The 9,923-nt window shown below is 68.0% G+C and carries 11 protein-coding genes; 5 read left to right on the plus strand and 6 right to left on the minus strand.

All coding sequences use genetic code 11. The features are described from left to right. Window positions 1-113 precede the first annotated feature (113 nt). On the minus strand, window positions 114-554 hold the full coding sequence (locus AC5RV2_RS10605) for an arsenate-mycothiol transferase ArsC (RefSeq protein ID WP_494065247.1): 441 nt from the start codon (window positions 552-554) through the stop codon (window positions 114-116). Between the two features lie 225 nt (window positions 555-779). Beyond that, entirely contained in the window at window positions 780-1,235 is a 456-nt protein-coding gene (locus tag AC5RV2_RS10610) for a VOC family protein (RefSeq protein WP_494092299.1), read from the minus strand. A gap of 212 nt (window positions 1,236-1,447) precedes the next feature. On the opposite strand from AC5RV2_RS10610, the gene AC5RV2_RS10615 reads away from it, so the two are divergent. From AC5RV2_RS10615 to AC5RV2_RS10625, 3 genes are all read left to right on the plus strand, one after another. After that, complete coding sequence (locus tag AC5RV2_RS10615; RefSeq protein WP_494065245.1) at window positions 1,448-1,651, plus strand: hypothetical protein; 204 nt, start codon at window positions 1,448-1,450, stop codon at window positions 1,649-1,651. A 108-nt stretch (window positions 1,652-1,759) separates the two neighbouring features. Further along, entirely contained in the window at window positions 1,760-2,194 is a 435-nt protein-coding gene (locus tag AC5RV2_RS10620; protein ID WP_494065244.1) for a universal stress protein, read from the plus strand. Between the two features lie 61 nt (window positions 2,195-2,255). Next, the gene (locus AC5RV2_RS10625) at window positions 2,256-3,416 is read left to right on the plus strand and encodes an aminotransferase class I/II-fold pyridoxal phosphate-dependent enzyme (RefSeq protein ID WP_494092304.1); all 1,161 of its coding nucleotides are present in this window, start codon (window positions 2,256-2,258) and stop codon (window positions 3,414-3,416) included. 20 nt (window positions 3,417-3,436) lie between these two features. Here the strand turns inward: AC5RV2_RS10625 and AC5RV2_RS10630 are convergent, their stop codons facing one another. Beyond that, window positions 3,437-4,177 carry an alpha/beta fold hydrolase gene (locus tag AC5RV2_RS10630; protein WP_494092300.1) on the minus strand — a complete coding sequence of 247 codons (741 nt, stop codon included), beginning with the start codon at window positions 4,175-4,177 and terminating at the stop codon, window positions 3,437-3,439. A 73-nt stretch (window positions 4,178-4,250) separates the two neighbouring features. Here AC5RV2_RS10630 and AC5RV2_RS10635 point away from each other — a divergent pair, with 73 nt between their 5' ends. Further along, window positions 4,251-4,949: a helix-turn-helix transcriptional regulator gene (locus tag AC5RV2_RS10635; RefSeq protein ID WP_494092301.1), complete on the plus strand. Its 699-nt coding sequence runs from the start codon at window positions 4,251-4,253 to the stop codon at window positions 4,947-4,949. 91 nt (window positions 4,950-5,040) lie between these two features. Here AC5RV2_RS10635 and AC5RV2_RS10640 read toward each other — a convergent pair whose 3' ends face one another. Then, a complete protein-coding gene (locus AC5RV2_RS10640) occupies window positions 5,041-5,523 on the minus strand; it encodes a pyrimidine dimer DNA glycosylase/endonuclease V (protein ID WP_494092302.1) in 483 nt (160 codons plus the stop codon). Window positions 5,524-5,646: 123 nt separating this feature from the next. Between AC5RV2_RS10640 and rlmN the strand changes: the two genes are divergently transcribed. Then, the gene (gene rlmN / locus AC5RV2_RS10645; RefSeq protein WP_493980094.1) at window positions 5,647-6,864 is read left to right on the plus strand and encodes a dual-specificity RNA methyltransferase RlmN; all 1,218 of its coding nucleotides are present in this window, start codon (window positions 5,647-5,649) and stop codon (window positions 6,862-6,864) included. A 49-nt stretch (window positions 6,865-6,913) separates the two neighbouring features. Here rlmN and AC5RV2_RS10650 read toward each other — a convergent pair whose 3' ends face one another. Together AC5RV2_RS10650 and betT are read right to left on the minus strand one after the other, a co-directional pair. Continuing rightward, entirely contained in the window at window positions 6,914-7,348 is a 435-nt protein-coding gene (locus tag AC5RV2_RS10650) for an acyl-CoA thioesterase (RefSeq protein WP_494065240.1), read from the minus strand. A gap of 88 nt (window positions 7,349-7,436) precedes the next feature. Then, window positions 7,437-9,701, minus strand: coding sequence for a choline BCCT transporter BetT (gene betT, locus AC5RV2_RS10655; RefSeq protein ID WP_494092303.1), 2,265 nt, complete (start codon window positions 9,699-9,701; stop codon window positions 7,437-7,439). Window positions 9,702-9,923: the final 222 nt, after the last annotated feature.

Raw genomic sequence — 9,923 nt, forward strand, 5'->3', positions numbered from 1 at the left:
GGCGCCGGCTGAGGCGCCGGGGGCCTGATTCCGGCGCGGACGGGCTCCTGCATCCAGCCCGACGTCCCGCGAGGGGGCTCTACGGCGGTGCGGGCCCTACTGCGGTGCGGGCCCTACTGCGCGTCCGGGTGCAGGGCCGGCTGCAGTTCGGACAGCAAATGCTGCACCCGGTGCTTGATGTCGTCACGGACCGCACGCACACCGGCAGCGTCCCGGCCGGCGGGGTCATCCACGTCCCAGTCTTCATAGCGCCGGCCGGGAACCACCGGGCATTCGCCGCCGGAACCCAGCGTGACCACCATCTGCGCCTTGTTGACCGACTCGTGGGTGACCGCCGTGGGACGCACCGCGGACAGGTCGATGCCCTCTTCGGCCATGGCCTCCACGACGGCGGCGTCCAGCCGTCCGCCGGGCCGGGTTCCGGCCGAGCGGGCCTCGATGCCGCCCTCGGCGAGTTGGGAGAGGTAGGCCGCGGCCATCTGTGAGCGGCCGGCATCCCGCACGCCGACGAACAGGACGGTCGGACGGGTGGTGCCCGTTGTTGAGGCAGTCATGGCGGACCTCCGCGTCGATCGGCTCCCGGCCCGCTGCCGGTGCCGGCTGCTTCTCTTCACTGTGCCAGAACTTCGAGCAGACCCATAGGTTCGCCGGCAAGAAAGCCAAGCGCCTGCACCCGGAGCCAACTACGGAGGACCCCGGGGCACACCGCGCCTGCCCGGAGAGATCGAGGCGTTTCGCGGGATGCCGCCGGTCGGCAGGGAAAACGGGCCGGGCTGAGGCTACTGGGCCCCGGCGGCGTTGCCCGTCGCTGCGTTCTGCTCCGCGGCCGCCTGCATCGCCTCCGGAGACATGTGCATGATCTCCCAGACGTGTCCGTCCGGGTCCGCAATGGCGGCCCCGTACATGCCCGGCATCTCTTCTTCGGCCGGCCGGTAGATCGTGCCGCCGCCGGACGTCGCGTTGGCCACGAACCGGTCCACCTCCTCGGCCGAGTCGGCGCTGAGGGACACCAGCACTTCCTTGGCATCCGAGCCCAGATGCGGAGTGCCGTTGCGAAGGAACTTGCCGAAATGCTCCGTGGTCAGCAGCATCACCACGATCGTGTCGGAGATGACCAGGGACGAGCCATCCGGCGAGGAGAAGTCCGGATTCAGCGTGTAGCCGAGACCGGTGTAGAAGTCCGTGGACTTCTTCAGGTCGCTGACGGGCAGGTTGATGAAAACCATGCGATCCATTGGCTGTTCCTTCCAGACGGGCCCGCGGCCGGCGCGGCGCAACGGGAGTGCGGACGAGGTCCACTGTGGCACTCCGGCGGGTACGAGCCAACAACTACCGGCAGAGGTAGTTGCCGCCGCTGCGGCGGCACCCGCGTGCAGGCCTCCCTTGTCCGCGGGAAGGCGCAGACCTACGGTGGAAGTAACAGCGGCGAGGCACAAGGAGGCGCGAGATGGCGGAATTGCGGATTGAACAGTGGTGGCTGAAGCTGCCGACCGGCCACAAGCAGTGGTTCCGGGAAAACCTGCGGGCCGAGGTAGTGGACGCAGATGCGGCGGCGGCGGTCTACGAGGCGGGCGGGCCGGACCTGAAGGAAGCAACGCTGCCGGAAGAAGATTGGGAGTTCATCGAGACCCAGTCGGAGTTCGTGGACTGATAACGACGACGGCGGCCCGCGGCTCCCGGCGGATCGCCCACGGGGCGGGTAAGTTGGTGTGAAACGGCCCACGTGGCCGCCAGACGACGTGCTCGAAGGGGTGGCCCGATGGCCGGAATCATCATCGTAGGAGTAGACGGCAGCGATACCGCCATGAAGGCGGCGCGCACGGCGGCGAAACTCGCCGCGTCCATGGGCGCCGAGCTCCGGGTGGTTACCGCCCACGAATCCGATGCGACCGAAGTCGTGGCCATCGGCAACGACAAGTGGTTCATCCACGAGTCGGAGCGGGCCGAGAAGGTAGCCAGGGACGTCGCGGCAGAACTGGGCGCGGAGGGCCTGCGGACCAGCTACACCGCGGTGCTCGGCAAGCCCCAGGACGCGCTGGTGGCAGAGGCGGAACGCGTTAACGCCCGTCTGATCGTGGTCGGCAACGTGGGCATGCAGGGGCTGGGCCGGGTGCTCGGCAGCGTGGCCAGTTCGGTGACCCACAAGGCCGCTTGCGACGTGTACATCGCCAAGACCGCCGGGACCGCCGGCTGATTCGGGGATCGTGAACGAACTGCAGGTGGCCGGCCGTGCCCAGGTGCCGCCGTTCCAAGTAATGAGCATCCTGGACCGGGTAGCGCAGATGCGCGCTGCCGGCCGGGACGTCGTGTCGTTGTGCGCGGGGGAACCGTCGGGCGGCGCCCCGCGGGCAGTGTCCGAGCGGGCCGCCGGGATCCACGCCTCCGGCCAGCCGCTGACCTACACCAGCGCGCTGGGCATCCAGGAACTGCGGGCAGCGATCGCGGGCCACTACCGGCGCTGGTACGGGTTGGACGTGGCGGCGGAGGAAGTGGCCGTGACCACGGGGTCGTCCGGGGCGTTCATGCTGGCGTTCCTCAGCGCGTTCAACTCGGGCGACCGGGTGGCGCTGGCGCGGCCCGGCTACCCGGCCTACCGGAACATTCTGCGGGCGCTCGGCTGCGAGGTGGTGGAGATCGACTGCGGCCCCGAGGTCCGCTACCAGCCGACCCCGGAACTGTTGGCCGCAGCGGCGTCGGCCCACGGGCCGTTGGCCGGCCTGGTGCTGGCGTCGCCGGCCAACCCCACCGGCACCATGGTGTCGCGGAGCGAACTCCACGCGCTCACGGCCTGGTGCGCCGAGCATGGGGTCCGCCTGGTCAGCGACGAAATCTACCACGGCATCACGTATCCGGCCGATCCGACGGAACCGGATGCCCGCGGAACCTGCGCCTGGGAACTGGACCGCACCGCCGTCGTTATTTCTTCCTTCTCCAAGTACTGGGGGATGACGGGGTGGCGGCTGGGCTGGGCGCTGATGCCGCGCGACCTCGCCCCGGCCTTCGATGCGCTCGCCGGGAACGTGGCGCTGTGCCCGCCGGCCCCGGCCCAGCTGGCGGCACTGGCGGCGTTCGAGGCGGACTCCTACAGGGAGGCGGAGGCCGCGGTGGCCGCGTTCGCCGAGGTGCGCGCGGTGTTGCTGCAGAACCTGGGCCGGCTCGCGTGGGGGAGCGCGGCACCGGCCGACGGGGCCTTCTACCTGTACGCCGACCTCGGGCGGCAACTGGAGCGTTTCGCCGATTCGGCCGAATACTGCCGGGCGCTTTTGGAGGAAGAGGGCGTGGCAGTGGTCCCCGGCGCCGACTTCGACGCCGTCAACGGCACCCGCTCCGTCCGGCTGTCCTTTGCCGCCGGTGCCGACGCCGTCGCCTCGGCCATCGAGCGCATTGTGCGCTTCCAGGAGCGCCGGCGACGCTAGCCTCCGGTTGTACGTGCGGCTCAGTTGATTCGAGAAGCCGCTGACTGAATGGCCTCGGCGAGGTCGCGGGGACGGCTCCACATAGGCCAATGCCCCGTCGGGAGGTCAAGGGCGTCGAGGTGCTCGATGTTCGCGACTTCGGCAAACATGGCATGGCCTGCACGGGCCAGCTCCAGCACCTGCGCGCTCGGGATAGAGCAGCACACCAGGGTGGTCCGGACCTTGCGGCGGGCATCGTTCGTGAGCTCAACCGGCTGACGAAGCACGGGTCCGGGCTGAGGGACCGCCCGCGCCTGAAAACGCTCGAGGACCTCTGCGCTCAGGCCTTCGAGGCTTGCCTGCTGTGCGAGGACGTCGAGGGGCGGCAGCGGAAGCTCCTCCAACTCCTCCGGGAGGTCCGGGGCGAAGGCGCTTCCCGTCGCCACAGGGCCGGAGTCGACCCACACCACTCGATGGACAAGCTCGGGGTGACGGTCAAGGACGAGGCTGACGGGGGCGTTCGCCCCACTGTGGGCGACGAGAGTTGCGGGCTGATCCTCGGAGACCCCGAGTTGAGTGATGACGTCCAGGATCGCTGCGGCTTGATCGTCGAGAGTCTTCGCCGCACGCTGTGGATCGTCCCCGTCGAGACCGGGCAGTGTCATCGCGATTGCACGGGCGTGGTCGGTTGTCAGGTGTTCAAGGACTTCATCCCACGCCCAGGCGCCCAGCCAGTGGCCGGCGATGAGGATGATGGTCGGACTGCTTGCAGTGGTTGTCATGGCACTACCCTCGCAGGCACTACGGACAAGGGTATGTCACTATTCATGTCATGAATTTGTTGGGGTCCGAACTGTGAAGCGGGTTGAGCGGCTCCATGCCCTGTCCGAGATGTTGCGCCGCGGCGGCGCGCGGGGAATCTCCGCCGAACGGTTGGCTCGAGAGTTCGCGGTATCCGTGCGCACCATCAAGAGAGACCTCGAGGCGTTGGAGAACAGCGGTGCGCCGATATGGTCCCGCCCCGGTCCGGGCGGTGGCTACGGATTGGCTATCGGCGCGTCTCTGCCGCCCGTCAGCCTGTCCCCGGCGCAGGCCGTGGCGCTCATGGCGGCCGTGTCCGCGGCACCCGATGCCCCCTACGCCGATCTGGCAGCAGCAGGTATCCAGAAGATCCTGGACGTCCTCGATCCCAAAACCCGGGCACGAGCCGACGAGCTGGCCCACCGCGTCTGGGTCAACGCGCTTCCCTCCTCTTCGCGCGCCATCAAGTCGGCACTGGAGGAGGCGATGGCCGAGCAGCGCGTGATCCGCATTCGCTACACATCGGGAGACGAGACCACGACCACCCGCGACGTTGAGCCAGTGCTGTTCGCCTCCACGAACGGCCAGTGGTACCTGGTCGGGTGGTGCCGGCTGCGCAACGCCATGCGATGGTTCACCGTGTCACGCATCGAGCGGGCCAGCGTAACCACGACAGCTTGCGGCGGCCACACCATCCAGGAGGTCGGAAAACCCCCGGCGAACGCCAGGCCGGTGCACGGCCGGGGCGAGTGAGTCAATCAATCAACCTCTCCGATCGGTACAGCCGGCCTCCGACTCGGCCATGCCCGGGCCGGACCAGTTCACGCCGGCGGGCCGGAAGGCGTCACACCGGCCGTTCCCAATCCTCCACCGGACCCTCGACCGTGGTGAACAGCGGATGCGGGTCGGGGACCCGGCCCGGGCTTTGCCGCTCCAGCCCCTGGCTCAGGACCACGGCGTAGGCCGGGTCCCGCACCGCGAGTTTGGCGATCAGATGCCTCAGTTCGAAGCTGAGCTGTTCCGAATGAACCGGCAGGCGAGGCTGCCGCTCCCTTGCGGCGGCACCGGCCGCCGAGGTTCCCGGGCACCGGATCAGGCTGGTGTTGAAGGCATATCCGCGGGCCGCAGCCTCGGCTGCCAGCCCCTCCAGATAGGCGCCGATGGCTGCCATCGGGTCCTCCGCAGCACGGAACCGCTGCAGCTGCGGGTGGTTGCGGTAACCCTTGGTTTCGCCTGCGAGAACCTTTTGCGCCAGCAAGGCCTCCCGCCAGCAGGCCACCAGGCCCCTCCGGTCAAGCAGCCGGGGGTGCAGGCTCCATATCCGCATTGGACCAGAATAAGCACACCACGCCCGTCCGGGGCGGCGGCCGCGCGGCCGGGCAGCAGCCGCGGTCCGGGGCGGCCGGGGCGAAGGGAGAACTATATCGCGCCTGTGAGACAATAGGTGGCAATGTCTTCGCAGATTTCTTCCCCCCAAAAAACTTCCGACCGGCCCCAGGTGCGTCCCGCCGCCGAGGGCTGGAACCAGGCCGTCACCAGCGAGGGCCGTCCGCTGCTGCAGTTCAAGTCCCCGCGGGTCACGCAGCCGCCGGTCCATCTCGCTGACATGACGCTGGCCGAGCGGCAGGAAAAGATGAAGGAGCTGGGACTGCCGGCGTTTCGCGCCAAGCAGCTGTCCACGCATTACTTCCAGCACTACACCACCGACCCCGAGCGCATGAGCGACCTGCCCAAAGAGCGGCGCGCGGAACTCGCCGAGACCTTCTTCCCCACCCTCCTCACCGAGGTCAAGCGCCTGACCACCGACAACGGCGACACGATCAAGTTCCTGTGGCGGCTCTTCGACGGCTCGCTGGTCGAATCGGTCCTGATGCGCTACCCGGGCCGGGTCACGCTCTGCGTTTCCAGCCAGTGCGGCTGCGGCATGAACTGCCCGTTCTGCGCCACCGGCCAGGCCGGCCTGACCCGCAACATGTCCACCGCGGAAATCCTGGACCAGATTGTCCAGGCCAACCGGGTCATCGCCGAGGGCGGCCTCGGCGGCAAGCGCAAGGACGCCGGCCCCGACGCGGGGCGGGTCACCAACATCGTCTTCATGGGCATGGGTGAGCCGCTGGCCAACTACAAGCGCGTGATGAATGCCGTGCACCGCATGGTGGACGAGGCGCCCGAGGGCCTGGGCATGAGCGCCCGCGGCATCACCGTCTCCACCGTGGGCCTGGTGCCGGCGATCAACAAGCTGGCGGACGAGAACCTCCCCTTCACCTTCGCGCTCAGCCTGCACGCCCCGGACGACGAGCTGCGCGACGAACTGATCCCGGTGAACTCCCGCTGGAAGGTCGACGAGGCACTCGACGCCGCCTACGGCTACTACCAGCGCACCGGCCGGCGCGTCTCCATCGAGTACGCGCTGATCAAGGACATGAACGACCACGCGTGGCGCGCCGACCTGCTGGCCAAGAAGCTCAACAAGCGCGGCCGCGGCTGGGTGCACGTCAACCCCATCCCGCTGAACCCGACCCCGGGCTCCATCTGGACCTCGTCCGACCCGGACGTCACCCGCGAGTTCGTGGCCCGGCTCAACGACGCCGGCGTCCCCACCACGCTGCGCGACACCCGCGGCAAGGAGATCGACGGCGCCTGCGGCCAGCTGGCGGCGACGGAGTAACTCCGCACTAACAACGACGGCGGCTGGCCGGGTCCTCGGACCCGGCCAGCTAGTCCTGAACCGCCGAGGGGTCCAGATGTTGCCGGGGGACCCTGTCACGGGTGTACGTGATCTCGGTGAAGCCGTGCGGTGCGGGCTTGCCGTCCTCGCCCAGGTTCACGAAGACGATCTTTTCGATGGTCAGGATCGATTGGCGCGTGAACATGTTCCGCACCTCGGCCCGCATCGTCAGGGACGTCCGGCCGAAATGCGTGGCCTTCAGGCCCATCTCGATCAGATCGCCCTGACGGGCCGAGCTGACGAAGTTGATCTCCGACATGTACTTCGTGACTGCCTTGCCGTTGCCCAGTTGGACGATGGCGTAGATGGCCGCCTGCTCGTCGATCCACCGCAGCAAACTTCCGCCGAACAGGGTGCCGTTGGCGTTGAGATCTTCGGGACGCACCCACTTGCGGGTGTGGAAGGAAATGTCGTCGGTGCCCATATGACGACTGTATCGGAACGGGGCCGGCGGCTCGTCGGGAGTCAATGGCCCGCCGAGACGCCGGCAGCCGAGGCGCCGGCAGCCGGTCCTAGGTTTCGTCGAGTCTCTCGACGTCGTCGGCCGCCTTGGGCACGTGCGGAATCGACTCGGTCGTCGGCGGCACCACGGGGGTGAGCACCGAGGCGTAGGCGTGTTCGCTGGAGTATTTGAGGAACGCCAGGTGCGCCTCGTACCGGTCGAGGACGTCGTTGATGACCTGTTGCTGGGTCAAACCCATGAGGTCGTAGCCTTCGCTGCCGGTCTGGGTGAACACCTCGAGCCGGTAGTACGTGTCGATCTCGCGGGGCATGCTGCGGCCGCCGAAGGTCGGAACGGGGGCCTCGACCGCGGCCACCTGGTAGTGGAAGTCGCGGTGGTCGTCCATATTCACCACGAGGATGTGCTCGTCGATGCCGGTCTTCGCGTTCGGCGTCGTCGTCATCTCTGCCTCGTAGCCGAGTTCGGTGAATTCCTTGGCGACGTCCTGCAGCGCCGGCTGCACGACCCGCTCGGCAAATTGTGCCACGGCCTTGTTCGACGGGTAGGACCGCAGGCGCGCCAGGCGTTGCCGCCAGGTTTTCTCCGGTATCTGCCCGCCATGGGCGGCAGCAGTGCGCCGCCGCAGCACCTGCCCCTCGCGCTCGGCCCGTTCCATCCTGAGCACCTTCGAGAAGGAGGCCATCACCAGATACGCGATGACGGTCACCGGCAACGCGAAGATCAGGGTGGCGTATTCCATGGTCGTGACGCCGCCGGCCACCAGCATGGCCACCGTGAGGAACGCCGTGACCAGGGCCCAGAAGATGCGCAGCCACTTGGCGCCGTCCATCGCCGGATCGGGGATCATGGAGGAGAAGTTCGACATCACCATGGCACCGGAATTGGCGCTGGTGAGGTAGAACAGCAGGCCCGAGAGGGTGGCCAGACCGATCAGGAACGGCGCGCCGGGGAACATCTCCAGCAGGGCATACCACCCGTGCTCGGGGCTGTCGATGGCCTCCTGCGCGAATTCGGTATTGCCGGCGAGAACCTCGCTCATGGCGCTGTTGCCGAAGATCGAGACGATGAAGAAGTCGCAGAGGACCGGGGCGGTGATGGCCGCGATGACGAATTCCCGCAGCGTCCGGCCGCGCGAGATCCGTGCCAGGAAGAGGCCGACGAACGGGCCCCAGGCCAGCCAGAAGGCCCAGAAGAAGAGGGTCCAGCCGGCCATCCACGCCGAACCGTCCTCCTCGTAGGCCAGGGTCTGCAGGGTGCGCTCCGGCAGGGAGAAGATGAAGCGGCCGATGTTCTCGACCATGGCGTTCAGCAGGAACGAGGTCTTGCCCGTGATCAGGATGTAGAGCATCATCGCTCCGGCAGCCCACAGGTTCAGTTCGGAGATCCACCGGATTCCCTTGTCCACGCCGGACGTACAGGCCGCCACGGTCATGACGACGGCGACGAGCACGAGGGCAATCTGCAGGGCCAGCCCCTCCGGCAGGCCGAACAACCAGCTGAAGCCGACGTTGAGCAGGACGACGCCGATGCCCATCGACGTGGCGACGCCGAAGACGGTGCCGACCAAGGCGAAAATGTCGATGACATCGCCGGTGGCGCCGCGCACCCGCTTCCCCAGCAGGGGGTAGAGCGCGGCCCTGATGGACAGCGGCATGCCCCAGCGGTAGGCGAAATACCCCATCGCCATGCCGAGAAGGGCATACATCGACCAGCCCGCCACTCCGTAGTGGAACATGGTCCAGACGACGGCGTCCTGCGCGGCTTCCGCCGACTCAGGGGCGGCGGTGGGAGGGTTGATGTATTGCGTGATCGGGCCGGTGACGGAGTAGAAGAGCATATCGATGCCCACGCCGGCGGCGAAGAGCATGGCGACCCAGGTGAAGAGGTTGTACTGGGGGCGTGAGTGGTCGGGGCCGAGCCTGACGCTGCCTTCCTTGGAGAGGGCCACCCACAGGACGAAGAGAATGACGAGGGTGACGGTCAGGACATAGAACCAGCCCAGATTGGTGGCGATCCAGCCGACCATGGTGTGCATCGTGCCGGCCGCGTTGCCCGGGGCGACGATGGCCCAGATGGAGAAGGCGAGGACGATCGCCGACGAGATGATGAACACCCGCCAGTTGACCCGGGGGCCGCGGTTCTCGGTGAGTTCGGCGGGTCCTTTGCTCAGTTCCGTGCTGGATATGGGCGGACGCCTGGCCTCGGAATCGGCGTCGGCGGGTTTGCGCCGTTCCGCCGCGCCGAAGCGGCTGCGTTCGACCAGTGGTTTGAGCGCCTCATTGTTCGAGATGCCGTCGTCTTCGGCGTTAGCCATCGGATTCTCCTTCTCTCGCGGGCGGTGCCTGCTGCTCTGGTCAGCGGCGGCACGTCACCCAAAAAACCGTGGCGGTGAACAGCGTAGACCCCCCAAGCCCGTCCGTGCCCACCTGCGGGGGAGCAATTTTCGCCGATCCCCGGCTCCGCCTCCCCGCCCCGGACGCCGCTGGGACAAGCCCCGCGGCGCGGCTCCGCCATGCGCTGCTGCTGGCAGCGGTGT

Source organism: Arthrobacter sp. Y3225116, from assembly GCF_059091245.1.

Excerpts from the sequence above, each read along its gene's own strand:
- AC5RV2_RS10625 (WP_494092304.1), top strand. The coding sequence starts at position 2,256 with ATGAGCATCCTGGACCGGGTAGCGCAGATGCGCGCTGCCGGCCGGGAC.
- betT (WP_494092303.1), bottom strand. The coding sequence starts at position 9,701 with ATGGCTAACGCCGAAGACGACGGCATCTCGAACAATGAGGCGCTCAAA.
- AC5RV2_RS10605 (WP_494065247.1), bottom strand. The coding sequence starts at position 554 with ATGACTGCCTCAACAACGGGCACCACCCGTCCGACCGTCCTGTTCGTC.
- AC5RV2_RS10650 (WP_494065240.1), bottom strand. The coding sequence starts at position 7,348 with ATGGGCACCGACGACATTTCCTTCCACACCCGCAAGTGGGTGCGTCCC.
- AC5RV2_RS10630 (WP_494092300.1), bottom strand. The coding sequence starts at position 4,177 with ATGACAACCACTGCAAGCAGTCCGACCATCATCCTCATCGCCGGCCAC.
- AC5RV2_RS10610 (WP_494092299.1), bottom strand. The coding sequence starts at position 1,235 with ATGGATCGCATGGTTTTCATCAACCTGCCCGTCAGCGACCTGAAGAAG.
- AC5RV2_RS10620 (WP_494065244.1), top strand. The coding sequence starts at position 1,760 with ATGGCCGGAATCATCATCGTAGGAGTAGACGGCAGCGATACCGCCATG.
- AC5RV2_RS10615 (WP_494065245.1), top strand. The coding sequence starts at position 1,448 with ATGGCGGAATTGCGGATTGAACAGTGGTGGCTGAAGCTGCCGACCGGC.
- AC5RV2_RS10640 (WP_494092302.1), bottom strand. The coding sequence starts at position 5,523 with ATGCGGATATGGAGCCTGCACCCCCGGCTGCTTGACCGGAGGGGCCTG.
- rlmN (WP_493980094.1), top strand. The coding sequence starts at position 5,647 with ATGTCTTCGCAGATTTCTTCCCCCCAAAAAACTTCCGACCGGCCCCAG.